The following is a 15,080-nucleotide window of genomic DNA, read 5'->3' on the forward strand; positions in this document are numbered from 1 at the left end:
GAACGAGAAAGAGCACGCCGTCACGCTCATCGGCATTCTTTCAGGTGGCGGGAAGCGCAGCTCTTGGATGCGCAGGCAGCAGGAAGCGTTTCTGCAGCAACAATTCCGCTTCGGCAGAGGGCACAGGCCGCGAAATGAAATACCCCTGGATTTCGTCGCAAGCCAGGGCGCGCAAGGCATGGAGCTGCTCTTCGGTTTCCACGCCTTCGGCGACGACGTGCATGCCGAGCGCGTGCGCCATCGACATGATGGCGCGGAAAAACACTTCGCCTTCAGGCTTTTTCACCAGTTCCGATGTGAACGCGCGGTCTACCTTGAGGCCATCCATATCGAGCCGCTGCAATTGCGACAAGGAAGAAAATCCAGTGCCGAAATCGTCCACCAGCAACTTGATGCCCATAGCCCGCAAAGCCGTCAGTTCCGCCGATACTTCGGCTTGCTCGCCCATCATCGACGATTCGGTGATCTCGATTTCGACCAGGGTCGCTTCCAGATCATGCCGCTTCAGGCAGGCGGCAAAAGTGCGGCGAATATCGCCATGGTTGAATTGATAGGGCGAGACATTGATCGATACCGGCACGACTGGCAAATGCAATTGCTTCCATCGCGCAATCTGGGCGCAGGCTTGTTCCAGCACGAGGTCGCCAAGCCGTAGAATCATGCCGGTTTCTTCCGCCAATGGAATGAAGCTGAGCGGAGGCACCAGCCCCAGATCCGGATGGTTCCAGCGCACCAGCGCCTCCAGCGAGCGCAATTCGCCGGTCATGGAATCGACGCGCGGCTGGTAATGCAGGACAAACTGGTTTTGTTCAAGTGCCTGATGCAGCGCGCGCTCCATGTTGAGCCGCGCTTGCAAGCGCTCGGCCAGGCTATGCTCATAAAAGCGAAACGCTCCCTTGCCGTCGGACTTGGTCTGATACATCGCGATATCGGCATTTTTCAACAAGGCTTCAGCATCATGTCCGTCGCGCGGAAACACGCTGATGCCTATCGAAGCACCGATCATATGTTTGCCGCGCGCCAGGTCGAAAGGATGATGGAACGCATCCGCGATCCGCGCCGCGACCGCCGCTATCTCGCCGTGATGAACGATAGGTTGCAGAATCACCGTAAATTCGTCGCCGCCAAGACGCACCACATGGTCGCTCGGCCGCACCACGGATTTCAGCCGATGGGCGGCGGCGCGCAGCAGTTCATCGCCCGCCGAATGGCCATGCGTATCGTTGACGTTCTTGAAGTTGTCGAGATCGACGAAGAGCAGGGCGAGCATGCAGTTCGCTGCGTCGACCGTCACCAGCATGTCGGGAAGATGCTGCTTGAGCCAGTTACGGTTGGGCAGGAAAGTGAGCGCATCTTCATTGGCCATGCGCGACAGTTCGCGCTCATGCGCCTTGATCTGCGAGATATCGCGAAAGGTAATGGCCAGCCCGGTTCCCGAGCGCACCAGCCGGCGATGCACCCATTCCACAATGATCGGGCTGCCCGGCGGGATTTTCATCTCGTCTTCGTAAAAGCCGGATTGCATCGCGCCGCAATAGGTATCCATGACGACGGGGAAGTAGGAAGGCGCATTCAATACCGATGAACGCGAGCCGACGAATTGTTCGCGCGACCGGCCGTAAAACCAGGCGCCGCGCTCATTGCAATCGACGACTTCAAAATCCACGACCACGCCGCTGCGATCGCGCAAGGCGCGCAGCATGTAGAACCCTTCGTTCCCTCCTTCGGTGGCCAACCGGTAGGCTTCCTGTACTTCCACCTGCTGCCGATGTTGCCAGGCATGCCGCGCTGACCAGACAGTCGCTGCCGCGCCAAGCAGAACGAGCAGGATCGTGGCTGAAATGCCGGTCTGGAGATAATTGTGGCGCGTCTGGGCGTAGCGGGCGAAATGCTCTTCCTGCGCCACGCCGGCCATCGCCACCAGCGGATACTTGTGCAACGGTGTAGAAGCGGCATAGCGCGCACGCGCGTCCGGGAACCATTGCGCACCGAGCAGCATGCCATTGCGGTGCGCATCGTCGAGCAAGGGCACGGCGCGCAAAGTATTTCCCGCCGCGCCGGAGGAATCGCCTTTTTCCGACAGACCGACCTTGGCGACACGCACTTCACCGTCGGTGCCGAGGATGGCCAGCATGCCGAGCCGGCCCAGTCCGGAGCCTTCATAAAACGCCGTCAGGTAAGCCGGTTCTATCGACACCAGAACAATGCCGTCGAATTCGCCGTTCGGCTTTTCCAGCCGACGGGTGAACTGAATGATCTTTTTCTGCGATATCCGGCCCAGGCTGGGCGTGCCGATGCGAAGATGACGTGATAGATCATCGCGATGGGAAGTGAAATACTCGCGATCGCTGACCTGGATGGAAATCGGTCCCAGCGGCCGGTTTGTCGTGATGGGTATTCCTTCAGCGCTGATGACGGCGACCAGTGCATAGTGGATGACCGAGAATGCACCCTGCTCGCTGAGTTCTTCCAGCTTGAGCGATTGGCGTGAACGTTCCGACTGATACCGGACCAGCAGCGTCAACTGATCGATTTGCTCGACCGTACGGGTTGCATAGTCAGCGTATGCCTGCGATAGGGACTTGGCTTCGTTAAGGGCGCTTTCTTCTGCGGAGCGCCGCTCGTCGTCGAGCTTGTATGCAATGGCTATCCATAGCGCTCCGCAAACCAGCAAACAGATCGCCGGCCAGGTTGCCATCGGTAGCCAGCTTTTCCCGGTCCGGAAAAATCCGCCATCGCGCAGCCATGCGATGATGCCTGTCGGCTGTTTTGGATCTGCATTGTGAACGCGGCGTTTCATCCAGTCTCTAAGGCATGGACAGTCAAGGTTGGAAATTCCCGGAGCCCGCTCATGGGCAATTTTTTCCAAGGCAATTTACCATATCAAGGCCCATGGTCGAAGCAATTGCTGAATAATGGCAAGAAAACGGACCCATTTGTCCCATGGGCTTTACCTGGAACAGGCGCATAAGAAAAATTCGCTGGCACAGCAGTAAAGTACCGTTTGAAGCTTGGCGTGTGAAGGATGGGAGCACGCTGCATTGCAGGGCGCCAAACTCTACGGTGTGGCGGGCGGCAGCGAATACGCAGGAAAAACCTATCGACTACGCGGATGCTGGCCCGATCCAGCGCTACCATGCCTTGCGGCGCTGGCCGTAGGGCCAGGCCACAATGCAGGGACCTTAAAATTCGTTCTCGGTGAAAGCGCGATTTGCCCGTGCTTCGGCTGCTTGCCATGCCTCGTCTTCGGTTGCGAATACGCCGGCCGGGATATATGTCTCGGCTACTTCGGGTTCGCGCGTCAACCGTACATACACTTGAGCTTCAAAGGTATCGTCGGGCTGTTTTACGGCCAGAATACGCGCCAGATGTGCCCCGCTTTGCAATATGCGACCGTCGGTAGCCGGGGTGCCTGCGTTCAAGTTCAGTTCGTCGCGCTCGACATCCCGCTGCCCCGGCGTTTTCTCTCCGCTGCCGATATCCGCTTCGTCCAGTAAGTGCTTGGTTTCAGGTGCCATGTAATCCTCCTTGGTAATGGCATTGCGCTCATGGCCGATGTCACGTCCATTGGACCAGGCCATCGGGCGTACCCATATGATGGCCGCCCCGGTAGATAGTTCGTCCGTACAAGCTTTCCGTCCTCCGCCAATACCGAACCATCATCGGACGCTCTCGTCTAAATCGAATTGGAGATGAACATGAGCAACGAAAAAAAGAGTACGCCTGAGGTAGGCAAGGGCGATCGTGAAGTCGTGCGCACCAAGGACTATCCGATAGGTATTGACGATATCGGCCTGCCGTCCGGAATGCCGCGCGACGAAGTAACGAAGCTTCAGGATATCCAGGCTGATCCTGACAAGGTAAAAGGCAAATAGATGTTGTCGGACGGACCGGATTCGTACGGCGTTTGTCAATTCGTTTGTCAATTCAAGCCAATAAATTAACTAACGATGCAGGAGAGTGCATATGGCAAGCAAGGCGGAATGCGACAAGTTCGCGGCGCAACTGGCCCAGCGGTTTCAGGAATACACCAAATGGGCGATCGGGCACTGGCCCAACAAGGATTTTCCATTATTGGAGTCGGATTTCAGTGCATCGCGGCGCGAGCTTAGTACTATTCTCGGGGCCAAGCTAAGTGAAGGCGAAGATCCCGCAACGCCAGCAGGAAATCCGGATGCCGGGCAGTTTCGCGATGTGACGCCGATGCCCTGGCCTTGAATGAATTCTACTTGGTTGGGTGGGTGCAGGCGCTGCGACGGCGATATTCCCTTCAAAGTGCGTCGTTATAGTTGGATTCCTTGGTAGTAGTTACGTAATGAGATAGGTGGGAAATAGGTGAACAGGCATGCCGTATGGACGGCATGCCTGTTCACGCCACATCAACGTTTCGGTACTTCAACACGAGTAATCCCTCCGGTAACGGGTACCGGATCGCTTGCAGGAAACGTCATCTCGACTGCATCGTCAAGATGCTCCTGTTCCCTTTCATCAGGATCATCCGAGGTAAGTTTTCTTTCAATAACATCCCTGGATGACGCGTCTTGTGGAGAGACATCCTTAGGTGTCACCGATGCGGAATGAATGCCTGGCGAGGAGCGTTCCTTCGGCTCCTTATCTTCATCCTGCTCGCGCGTTCTCTTTATATTCGACATGGTATTTCTCCGATTAAATGACAGATAGACGAGATTCATCGACCTGTTAACTTGCGATGATTGATAGGGGCGAAAGTTTCAATGACGCAGACGCATTTTTCAGTCATTTTTCAGTCAATAGAGGATTTTCTTCATTGTGAAATTGCGCTGCTTCCCTTGGGGAAAGGACGGCAACATACCGTATAACTTTCACCTCGTCATCCTCTTCTGCGCTTCATGAAAATGGACAACCCGATTATTCTCAAAGGCTATACGGCCTCTGCTTGAGGCGAGACAAGTCGTGCAACTTGCTAACAAGGCTTAATGAAAGCACTTGTCACTGTAAAGAGGAAATCATGTCACCGGCCGAAATAATGAAAATCATTAAGGGATATGAGGCCAATGTGGATGCCTCATGGACAACCATGGTGCGTGAGCACGCACGATGCCTGTCTTCAATCGCGAATAAGCTTTCCGCTGAAGAACTTGCCGGCCTGATTGAGGTCGCTGCCGCGTCCTACCAGAAGGCCAGGCAGGAATACCAGGCCAGCGTTGAATATGATCTGCTGGTTTTGCGTTTGAATGCCGAAGCGGCAAAGCGGCAGCGTTCCAAATAATATGCTTGCCTTATCGTCCAGCCAGCGTCACTGTTTGCGCGAAATCGCTTCGGTCCAGATTGCAGTTTCGCCTTCGCTCATATTGCCTAAGGGGTGGATGCGCGCGTCGCGATAACCCTGCTCCTCCACATCGACCAGATACTGTTCGCGTGACAGCAAGGTGCCTGCGCATATAGGTTGGCCCGTAGGCTGCGCCAGCGCTTCCTGACGCAAGCGATCCAGGAGTTCCACCATCAACCATGAGGGAATCATGTTGCGATGAGCGGGATAGACAAATCCGAACAATGTCAAGTGACTCAACAACACGCGCCAATGAAATGAGAAGCGGCGCAGCAGTCTGTGCCAGTCAATCCTGTCACTGCACGCACGCAGCAGATGAACGATGTCCGCTCCGTCATAACGCTCGCGCTCCATGATGAAGGCCTTGGACCAGATGGTTTCTTCAACCGGACAGATCAGGACGGGAACGCCCAGCACCGCGGCTTTGGGCGCATGTTCCAGCCAGGCATCGTCGACTTCGGCAATGCCGTTTCCCGAGCTGAAAATCAGGTCGACCAGATCGCCGTTCGCGCGAACCTTGGCAAGCCAGTGCGGATAGGGCGTTTCCATCGTGTATCCGGCATGCCGAAGCGTTTCTCCTATGCGTTCGGCATCGTGGCGTCGGATAAAAAGATCCAGATCCTTGGTAGGACGCACCACAGCGGTGTAGTAGCTGAGCGCATAGGCACCGCCGACCAGAAATGGAATATCCGCTTGTGTCAGTGTCTCCAGCACATCCTGGTAAAACGCAAGAGTCGGATCACCGTCCATGTCGCCTGCAGGCGAGTGTAACGAAGAGCTTGGCATAGGGCGCGCTTTAAAAAGATCTAGCAACAGAGAAAGACTGCATCGGGAAACAAAGCAAGAAGCACCGCTTGCGGCATCGTATGAGTAGCAGCAAGACCTGTGCCCGAAGCAAGTTCCTGTCGATGTTTCCGGTACAAGTCTTGCTGACCATTCATGCGCAACAGGTAATGCGCCTTGATCTATTGTTTACGTCAAAGGAGCCCGATGTGATATCCCAAGATAAAGTCCGCTTGGCCGCCGTAGGAGACCTTCATTTCACCGAATCATCAGGAGGACAGCTACGGTCGTTTTTTGCCCAGGCGGCCGATGATGCGGATATCCTGCTGCTCTGCGGTGACCTGACTGATTACGGCACGCCTGCCGAAGCGCATTTGCTCGCGCAGGAGCTCGATGCGGTGCGGATTCCGATTGCTGCAGTACTCGGCAACCATGACTTCGAATCGGGGCAGCAGGCGGATGTACAGCGTATTCTTACCGACGCGGGGGTTCGCGTACTCGATGGCGATGCTTGTGAAATTCATGGAATCGGCATTGCGGGGGTGAAGGGCTTTGCCGGTGGTTTCGGCCGCCGTGCTCTTGGCCCTTGGGGCGAACATGTCATCAAGCAGTTTGTCGACGAAGCGATCCGGGAAGCGCTGAAGCTAGAGCATGCCTTGGCAAAACTACGTACCAGCCAGCGCATCGCGATGCTGCATTACTCGCCGATCGAAGGCACGGTACAAGGCGAGCCAATGGAAATATTCGCTTTCCTTGGCACCAGCCGTCTGGAAGATCCCTTGATCCGTTATCCGGTAACAGCGGTATTTCACGGGCATGCGCACCGCGGCACGCTGGAGGGAAAAACCGTCAACGGCACGCCAGTCTATAACGTTGCCAAGCCGTTGTTGCAGCGTACGTTTCCGGATCGACCTGGCTATCGGATTGTAGAAATTCCAAAAGCCGAGCATGTAGATTTGTAAGAACGGATTTTGCGGGTGGATGAAAGTGCGCAGATATTGTGTAGGGAATACCAGCCCGCCTTGCATTACACCGATCAACGCAGGCTATAGTTTCATTGCTTCTGCTAAATCCGGTTAGTAGATCGTATAGCTCCGTTGACTGGGACTCGGCACTTCGGACCACGCGGGATAAGCTTCTACATCTGGTACTGATTGATTATTTTAATCAACAAGCAATAAAAACGCGGCAAATAAGGTAGCAAGGCACAGCAATATTTTGGAGAAAGTATTGCATCCGAGTGCCCTTTCGCTTCCATGCTCTTCGCAATACCAGTTGCGGCGGAGTTAGCGGAAACCCGCAGGCCGTACAACATGAAGCACTGGGGAAATTCTTTTTCTGGCACTGCGGACAGGAAGTGCTTGCATGGAAATTCCAAGATTTCAAAATGGCAATTAAATGCGGCGCAGGCAGGCGGCTCGGCGCCCCCGGAAGAAGACGCGATTTCATGTCACGTTATGGGTTGGGATTGGTATTACATCCCGACGTAGTTAGGTCCGCCGCCTTCCGGCGCGACCCACACGATGTTCTGCGTCGGATCCTTGATATCGCAGGTTTTGCAGTGCACGCAGTTCTGCGCGTTGATCTGAAGGCGCTCCTTGCCGTTTTCATTCGAAACGAATTCGTAGACGCCTGCAGGGCAATAGCGGCTCTCCGGGCCCGCATAGGTGGCGAGATTCACCTGCACCGGGATTTTCGGGTCGAGCAAAGTGAGGTGTGGCGGTTGATCTTCCGCGTGATTGGTATTACTCACAAAGACCGAGCTCAGACGGTCGAAAGTCAGCTTGCCGTCGGGCTTGGGATAGACGATGGGCTTGCACTGGTCGGCAGGTAGTAGACTCTTGTGGTCGGGTACCTTGCCATGGAGCGTCCAGGGTGGGGCGGAGATGCCAAGCTTGGGCATGAGCCACTGTTCGATGCCTGTCATCAGTGTTCCGACCGTCGATCCCTTTTTGAACCAGAGCTTAAAGTTGCGCGTCTGCTGGAGTTCTTCATACAGCCAGCTTTTCTCGTAAGCTTCGGGATAAGCGGTCAAGTCATCGTAGGCTCTGCCTTGTTTCAATGCGTCGGCCAATGCCTCGGCGACAAGCATGCCTGTCTTGATGGCAGAATGGCTTCCCTTGATGCGGGCGGCATTCAGGTAGCCGGCGTCGCAGCCGATAAGGGCTCCGCCCGGAAAGATGGTCTTGGGCAGGCTCTGCGGAAATCCGTTATTGATGGCGCGGGCGCCGTAACTCAGGCGCTTTCCGCCTTCGATATGCTTGCGAACTACCGGATGCTTTTTCCATTGCTGGAACTCTTCGAATGGGCTCATCCATGGATTGCGATAGTCTAGGCCGATGACGAAGCCGAGGGTCACGCGATTGTTTTCCTGGTGATACAGGAAACCACCGCCAAAGGTATCTGGGCTCATTGGCCAGCCCGCAGTATGCACCACACGTCCGGGTTGTGCCTGTGCCGGATCGACTTCCCAAAGTTCCTTGATGCCGATTGCAAAGCTCGGAGGATCGCGTCCTTCGTCCAGCTTGTAGTGAGCGATCAACTGGCGGCCCAGCTGGCCGCGCGCACCTTCCGCGAAAATGGTGTATTTGCCGCGCAGTTCCATGCCGAGCTGGAAATTATCGGTGGGCTGGCCATCGCGTCCGATACCCATGTCGCCCGTTACAACGCCGACGACGCGGTCCTGTTTATCGTACAGCACCTCGGTGGCGGCAAAGCCTGCAAAGATCTCCACGCCCATGCCTTCCGCCTGTTGGGCAAGCCATTTCACGACGTTGCTCAAACTGATGACATAGTTGCCCTCGTTATGAAAGCAACGCGGCAGCAGAAAATCCGGCGTGCGCCGTGCCCCGGTTTCGCTCAGGAAGTAAAAGTCGTCGCCGGTCACGGGTTGGTTCAGCGGTGCGCCTAGCGATTTCCAGTCGGGCAGGAGTTCATCGAGGGCACGCGGGTCCATCACCGCGCCCGACAGAATGTGCGCGCCGGGTTCACTGCCCTTTTCGAGCAGGGCAATCGATATGTCGGAATTGATCTGCCTGAGCCGGATCGCTGCGGCCAACCCGCCCGGGCCTCCCCCGACGATAACGACGTCATATTCTGCGGCGTCACGCGGCCCGTATCGTTCCAGAATCTCTTTTGTGGTCATGGGCACTTTCCAAATTGGGTTTTGAATGTCGATGGCGCGGCACGCGTCGGCTTGCTTTCAAAGCGAGGTATCCATTCTGGAAAACTGCCCGCCGTTGCAGATCGTCCTGATGGCATGCACGACGGTCGTCTCAGGAGTGGGCTTAGACACATAGCCAACCACACGACCACACGCTGATTGCGGTATATCGAGAAGCCTCATACTGCGGTAGCACATTATATGGCAGGGTCTTGCTACAAAAGCAAGCCATGACGAAATCAGTGGATAAGAGGGTTGAACGTTTAGCAGGTGCTACAAGCTTGCATCTATGCGTTTGCAATGGCCGGCCCTGTCAACTTGAGGCGATTCTCCTAAAGTCATCGAATTTCCCGAGAGCGAAGACAAGACTCTGTCGGCGTTCAAGTCAATGATCGAACTGACAGAGCACCCAAATTTTTTCGTTATTGGATGTGCGCGTAACGGCAATTGCGAACAGGCTGGAAAAGCGGGCTGCGGGCTTGTATGACTTTGCTGCACACGGCAACCCACGCGCCACGAAGTAGGTTGAGCACTCCTGATGTTCAATCCTTCTTGGCGTATTCCTCCAGTCCATGCTGTCGAAGCAAATCCTCAAGCTCCTCGTCTGGAATCTTTCTGCTAGCACGGAGGTTACTTATGACGTATCGGAGTTGGTAGCTACCCTCCACATCCTTGTCGTCAGCGGCATGACAGAGGATATGTCTCACGTGATCAGCCTTAAAGTCTGCGGAGAGTCTCATCATAAACTTACCCCAGTCATGTGCCTCTTCGAAGGAAGATAACTCAAGGTAGAGTGCGATAACGCGGCCTATGACCTCTCGAGGCATAGCGCGGGTTCCAATACGAAGTGCAACTGATGATTAATGAGGTCGGGTGGGAAGATACGATCGCATCCGAGCCTCCAGACCGCAAAGTCAAAGTTGCCCAGAATGCGCTATACACACCTTAGCCAAGACGAACGATACCAGATTCATATTCTCAACAAGGCAGGTCGTGACCAGAGCGAGATTGCCCGAGTGATGGAGCGAGACAAGCCCACCATCAGCCGCGAACTCAAGCGCAACTGCGGCCAGTGCGGCTACCGGCCCAGGCAAGCCAAGCGTTGTCTGTGGGCCGCATGCGCGCCACAGACAACGGTCGTCGGATTGCCGCCCACACGTGAGCATTTGCCGAGGCCCGGCTCGCCGACTGCTGGAGTCCGGAGCAAATCAGCGGTTACCTCAAGGTCAACAAGCTGCCCGGCGTCAGCCACGAAAGCCTCTACCAATACCTCTATGCCGACAAGCGGGCCGGCGGCACCCTGCATACTGCCCTGCGCTACCAGAAGGCGCGCAGGAAGCGCTACGGCGACTGGGAAGGCGATTTGGTCATCGGCGCCAGCCAGCAGCAGGCGCTGGTGACACTCAACGAACGCAAGTCGCGCTACACGCTCATTGGCAAGGTCGACCGTAAAACCGCCCAAGCCGTGTCCGACACCATGATTTCATTGCTGAGGCATTTTGCTGACTGCGTGCATACCCTGACAACCGACAACGGCAAGGAGTTCGCCCAGCATGAGCGCATCGCCACCAGTCTCGACACCCGATTCTTCTTTGCCCATCCGTGCTGCTCCTGGGAGCGCGGCGCCAACGAAAACATGAATGGCTTGATCCGCCAGTTCTTCCCCAAGAAAATGGCCTTCGACAACATCTCTTTCAGGGACATCGTGCTCGCCATGCGCAGCCTTTATCATCGTCCCAGAAAGTGCCTCAACTTCAAAACCCCGCATGAGGTCTTCATGAAACAGCTACACTCTCAATAACTCTTTGTTGCACTTCAGACGTGAATCCGCCAACGACCTTTGTGTTGCGAACAGCAATATCAGTCAGCGCCATAGTGTATGTGACGGTACTTGTGTAAAAAATGTCGAAAATACCGTCATAGATACCGCAACTGACGGTAGCTGATATTGGATCAGGTGAGGTGGATTTAGGCAACAAAAAAGCCGCAAACCGAGACGGCATGCGGCTTTCGCGACTTCTTGATATTTGGTAAGACTCCAATTTGGTGGAGACGGCGGGAATCGAACCCGCGTCCAGAAGCACTCTACAGACAGTTCTACATACTTAGTGCTGCCAATTGGTTTTAACCCAGCCAACGCGGACGCACACGCTTCGTCTAGGCGAGTCACCTAAATTTAACGTTATGCCAAGTAACCCGACATAACGCGATTCCCTGTAAATGACTCTACTGCTGTTGCCAGCCCGCCCCAGGGACAAGACGGTGTAGAGCTAGAAAGTTATTAAGTTTCTAGAGGATTACGCAGCCAGACGAGCTGGAGCGTAAGTTTCATCGTTTGCATTTAAGCATTTCCGGTTGGATTTACGAGGTAGCCAGTCCTCGGTATGCCCTGCGCTGCTTTGCAACCCCTGTCGAAACCAGGTCGTCCCCAAAACAGTACTACCATTGTACCTCAGGAGATGCGGCGCTATTCTCCGATTTCAAGAGGCCGAGCGAATTAATTCGACTACGTGGAGTGGTGATTCGGCAACGGCGTCGGCATCCCAACCTGTCGGCTCCGTATGGCCGCAATAGCCCCACGCGGCGGAGATAGTCGCCATGCCGGCTGCAATTCCGGCTTGAATGTCTCTTAAGTCGTCTCCAACGTACCAGCATTGTTCCGGAGGCAGCCCGAGACGTCGTGCTGCTTCCAGGAGAGGTGCTGGATGCGGCTTTGCATGCGGCGTCGTATCGCCCGAGATCACGCAGCCGGCGTGGCCAAGCCCTATCTTGGGCACAAGGAGGTCGGTAAAGCGCGCTGCCTTGTTGGTAACAATGCCCCAGCGGAGCTTGCGTGCTTCCATTTCCCTGATCAAGGTTTCGATGCCGTCGAACAGCCGGGTTTCCACCGCGATTGCACTTTCGTAGGTATCCAGAAAGGCCGTGCGCAATTCGTCGAAGCCGTCCTCGCCAGGCTTAATGCCGAACGATGCACCGATCAGTCCGCGTGCACCGGCCGAGGCGACGGGGCGCAATATATCGTAAGGCGTCGGCTGCAAGCCGCGTGCTACGCGGACCTGGTTCATTGCGCCGGCAAGGTCAGGCGCCGTATCGGCAAGGGTGCCGTCAAGGTCGAACAGGACAGCACGAGGAGAGGAAAGAGCCATGGTAGTCGCTTGTCGGTGAGCTGTACGGCTTGCGCAGGCAAGCCGCATCGGAGGCCGCCGCTGGCCGTATCAGGCAGGGCGGGTGCAGGCAACCAGGTAATTGACGTCGGTGTCCTGGTTGAGGGAGTAAATCTTCGTCAGCGGGTTGTAGCCCATGCCCTTTAGCTTATCGACGACCAACCCCGCATTGCGCGCAAATTGGGCAAGCTCGGCCGGCGTGATGAATTTGGCGTAGTCGTGTGTACCTTTCGGCAGCAAGCGAAGAATGTATTCCGCGCCTAACACCGCGAACAGATACGCTTTCGGATTGCGGTTGATGGTCGAGAAGTAGACCAGCCCGCCGGGTTTGACAAGCGTTGCGCAAGCCTTCACCACAGCAGCGGGATCGGGCACGTGCTCGAGCATTTCCATGCAGGTGACGACATCGTAACGGCCCGCTTCGCGCGCCGCCAGATCTTCTGCGGCGATCAATTCATAGCGTACCTGTATGCCGGTTTCCAGACTGTGCAGGTCTGCCACTTTCAGCGCTTTCTCGGACAGGTCGATGCCGGTCACATTGGCGCCCTTGCGAGCCATGGATTCGGCGAGGATGCCCCCGCCGCATCCAATGTCGACGACCGTTTTGCCGGCCAGCGACGCACGGGCATTGATCCATTCAAGCCGCAGCGGATTGATTTCATGCAGCGGACGGAATTCAGAGGTGGGATCCCACCATCGATGGGCAAGATCGCTGAATTTTTGCAGTTCTAGGGGATCGGCATTCATAGGGTAAATGATAGCGGGAATAGCGACTGGATGCTGCCCTTGGATAGGAAATTCCATTAGCGCTTTCGACAGAATCTGTTGCGCAAGGGCATAAAAAAACCCCGCCGAAGCGGGGTTGTGCCATCGGTGAATCGATTAGCGGTTACGTGTACCAACAACTTCGATTTCAACGCGGCGGTTCTTTGCGCGGCCAGCGGATGTCTTGTTGTCAGCGACCGGTTGCTTCTCGCCCTTGCCTTCAGTGTAGACGCGGTTGGCTTCAACACCCGTGGAAACCAGATAGGCCTTGACGGCTTCAGCGCGGCGAACCGACAGCTTCTGGTTGTAAGTGTCGGAACCGACGGAGTCGGTGTGACCAACAGCAATCACGACTTCCAGATTCATGCCCTTCAGCTTGGAGGACAGGTCATCCAGCTTCGCCTTGCCGTCCGGCTTCAGGACTGCCTTGTCGAAGTCAAAGAAGGCGTCAGCAGCAAAGGTGACTTTTTCAGAGATTGGAGCGGGAGCAGGTGCCGGAGCAGGTGCCGGAGCCGGAGCAGGTGCGGGAGCTGGAGCGGCAGCCGGTTTTGCGATTTCGCCGTCGCAACCTGGAACCGCATCAGCCGGTGTCCAGGTACCTGTACGCCAGCACAAACCGAACGGGTCACGAGCGATGACGCCGCGGCTGTCTTGCAGGTAGGCGCTGTTCGGAGTCTTGGCTTTGATGTCCTGCTGAGCCGAAGCAGAGAACGAAACAACTGCGGACGCAGCAAAGACGAGTGCTAATTTATTCATATTTTTCCTCTTGGTTGAGATATCCGCAGATTAACTGCGCTACAAGTGCCACTTTTTTAGAACTGAACTTCCGGTCGCTATTAGATCATCTTTTTACAAGGTTGTTCACCTGCAATGATCTTTAGTTAACTACATTTTGCCATAGGCGCGCAATACATCGATTGTTGCCGAATCAATGGTATGGCGATTTTAGCCACTCGTTGGGTTTTTGCAACGGATGCTCAAAAATTAATAGCATTTTCTAATCGATTTGCCAATCACCTTGGCAAATCGACTCAAACCACATCAATTATTTGGCAAAACCGCGTGCTTCAATCACTACGCGACGGTTCGGTGCCAGACACTCAATCAGTTGTTTTCGTGGCAATTTATCATTGCAGGCCTTGATTGATTGGGTCTTGCCGGCGCCAAGCGTATCGACTTCTGCGCGTACGCCTTTGCTCTTGATATAGGCGGCGACGGCATCGGCACGCTTTTCCGAAAGCTTTTGATTGTATTGCTGCGAACCAAGACGATCGGCATGGCCAGTGACGATGATCAGGTCGACCTTGGCGCAGGTATCCAGTTTGGTCATCACTTCGCTGTCGATACGTGTTTTGGCCGCGCCGCTGAGTACGGCCTTGTTGAAGGCGAAGCTCTCGTCGCTGCCTAGCGTAACGGCGAAGTCACAACGTTTCGGCGCAGGCGCGGGAGCCTGGGCGGTAGGGCCGGGGGGCGCGATGGGAGGCGCAATCGCCTTTGTCACTGGCGGCACCAGGTCGCCGTCGCAGCCGGGTACCGCATCGGCAGGGGTCCAGGTCCCGGTACGCCAGCAAAGGCCGAACGGGCTGCGTGCAATGACGCCGCGGCTGTCTTGCACGTATGCGCTGTTACCTTGCTTTGCCTGAATGTCGGTAAGGGATTGCGCGTGAACGCTGGTTGCGCCAATAAGTAAAAGCGCGAAAGCGGTAATTTTAAACATGAGACACCAAGGACTTTTTGAATATGTAGTTAATCTTCCGCAACATTTAATTTAAACACATTTTCCCGAAAACGTCCTGATTCACCGCTAATTCAATACCGATTGACCGCGCGGGCGCGGGAGTGGCGCTTTCCGCCATGCTAAAATCCAACGTTTGACGCGGTGTGATTTTATAAACCG

The 15,080-nt window shown here is 55.5% G+C and carries 14 protein-coding genes, 1 other RNA gene and 1 pseudogene; 5 read left to right on the plus strand and 11 right to left on the minus strand.

What is annotated here, in order from left to right; genetic code table 11:
- Positions 1-40: 40 nt before the first annotated feature.
- Together D3871_RS04780 and D3871_RS30715 are read right to left on the minus strand one after the other, a co-directional pair.
- Positions 41-2,800: a bifunctional diguanylate cyclase/phosphodiesterase gene (locus D3871_RS04780; protein WP_233575512.1), complete on the minus strand. Its 2,760-nt coding sequence runs from the start codon at positions 2,798-2,800 to the stop codon at positions 41-43.
- Positions 2,801-3,182: 382 nt separating this feature from the next.
- Positions 3,183-3,581, minus strand: coding sequence for a hypothetical protein (locus D3871_RS30715; protein ID WP_233575513.1), 399 nt, complete (start codon positions 3,579-3,581; stop codon positions 3,183-3,185).
- 117 nt (positions 3,582-3,698) lie between these two features.
- On the opposite strand from D3871_RS30715, the gene D3871_RS30145 reads away from it, so the two are divergent.
- Together D3871_RS30145 and D3871_RS04790 are read left to right on the plus strand one after the other, a co-directional pair.
- On the plus strand, positions 3,699-3,875 hold the full coding sequence (locus D3871_RS30145) for a hypothetical protein (RefSeq protein WP_158597870.1): 177 nt from the start codon (positions 3,699-3,701) through the stop codon (positions 3,873-3,875).
- Positions 3,876-3,966: 91 nt separating this feature from the next.
- The gene (locus D3871_RS04790) at positions 3,967-4,218 is read left to right on the plus strand and encodes a hypothetical protein (RefSeq protein WP_119767857.1); all 252 of its coding nucleotides are present in this window, start codon (positions 3,967-3,969) and stop codon (positions 4,216-4,218) included.
- 161 nt (positions 4,219-4,379) lie between these two features.
- Here the strand turns inward: D3871_RS04790 and D3871_RS04795 are convergent, their stop codons facing one another.
- The gene (locus tag D3871_RS04795) at positions 4,380-4,652 is read right to left on the minus strand and encodes a hypothetical protein (RefSeq protein WP_119767858.1); all 273 of its coding nucleotides are present in this window, start codon (positions 4,650-4,652) and stop codon (positions 4,380-4,382) included.
- Between the two features lie 335 nt (positions 4,653-4,987).
- On the opposite strand from D3871_RS04795, the gene D3871_RS04800 reads away from it, so the two are divergent.
- Entirely contained in the window at positions 4,988-5,248 is a 261-nt protein-coding gene (locus tag D3871_RS04800; RefSeq protein ID WP_119767859.1) for a hypothetical protein, read from the plus strand.
- Between the two features lie 27 nt (positions 5,249-5,275).
- On the opposite strand, the gene D3871_RS04805 is transcribed toward D3871_RS04800, so the two are convergent.
- Positions 5,276-6,058, minus strand: coding sequence for a nucleotidyltransferase (locus D3871_RS04805; RefSeq protein WP_233575514.1), 783 nt, complete (start codon positions 6,056-6,058; stop codon positions 5,276-5,278).
- A gap of 116 nt (positions 6,059-6,174) precedes the next feature.
- Between D3871_RS04805 and D3871_RS04810 the strand changes: the two genes are divergently transcribed.
- Entirely contained in the window at positions 6,175-7,053 is an 879-nt protein-coding gene (locus D3871_RS04810; RefSeq protein WP_233575515.1) for a metallophosphoesterase family protein, read from the plus strand.
- 512 nt (positions 7,054-7,565) lie between these two features.
- Here D3871_RS04810 and D3871_RS04815 read toward each other — a convergent pair.
- Complete coding sequence (locus D3871_RS04815; protein WP_119767861.1) at positions 7,566-9,236, minus strand: electron transfer flavoprotein-ubiquinone oxidoreductase; 1,671 nt, start codon at positions 9,234-9,236, stop codon at positions 7,566-7,568.
- Between the two features lie 560 nt (positions 9,237-9,796).
- Positions 9,797-10,081 (minus strand): hypothetical protein, encoded by a 285-nt coding sequence (locus tag D3871_RS04820; RefSeq protein WP_119767862.1) that lies wholly within the window; start codon positions 10,079-10,081, stop codon positions 9,797-9,799.
- Between the two features lie 102 nt (positions 10,082-10,183).
- Between D3871_RS04820 and D3871_RS31610 the strand changes: the two are divergent.
- Positions 10,184-11,055: pseudogene (locus tag D3871_RS31610) on the plus strand (IS30 family transposase).
- A gap of 243 nt (positions 11,056-11,298) precedes the next feature.
- Here D3871_RS31610 and ssrA read toward each other — a convergent pair.
- The 5 genes from ssrA to D3871_RS04855 form a co-directional block, all read right to left on the minus strand.
- Positions 11,299-11,684: a transfer-messenger RNA gene (ssrA, locus tag D3871_RS04835) on the minus strand.
- 50 nt (positions 11,685-11,734) lie between these two features.
- Positions 11,735-12,400 (minus strand): HAD family hydrolase, encoded by a 666-nt coding sequence (locus D3871_RS04840; RefSeq protein ID WP_119767865.1) that lies wholly within the window; start codon positions 12,398-12,400, stop codon positions 11,735-11,737.
- A gap of 69 nt (positions 12,401-12,469) precedes the next feature.
- Positions 12,470-13,165 carry a bifunctional 2-polyprenyl-6-hydroxyphenol methylase/3-demethylubiquinol 3-O-methyltransferase UbiG gene (ubiG, locus tag D3871_RS04845; RefSeq protein ID WP_119767866.1) on the minus strand — a complete coding sequence of 232 codons (696 nt, stop codon included), beginning with the start codon at positions 13,163-13,165 and terminating at the stop codon, positions 12,470-12,472.
- A gap of 135 nt (positions 13,166-13,300) precedes the next feature.
- Positions 13,301-13,939, minus strand: a complete 639-nt coding sequence (ompA, locus tag D3871_RS04850; protein ID WP_119767867.1) for an outer membrane protein OmpA — start codon at positions 13,937-13,939, stop codon at positions 13,301-13,303.
- A gap of 289 nt (positions 13,940-14,228) precedes the next feature.
- Positions 14,229-14,900, minus strand: a complete 672-nt coding sequence (locus tag D3871_RS04855; RefSeq protein ID WP_119767868.1) for an OmpA family protein — start codon at positions 14,898-14,900, stop codon at positions 14,229-14,231.
- Between the last annotated feature and the right edge of the window lie 180 nt (positions 14,901-15,080).

The organism is Noviherbaspirillum saxi, from assembly GCF_003591035.1.
In the GTDB taxonomy this organism is placed as follows: Bacteria; Pseudomonadota; Gammaproteobacteria; order Burkholderiales; family Burkholderiaceae_D; genus Noviherbaspirillum; species Noviherbaspirillum saxi.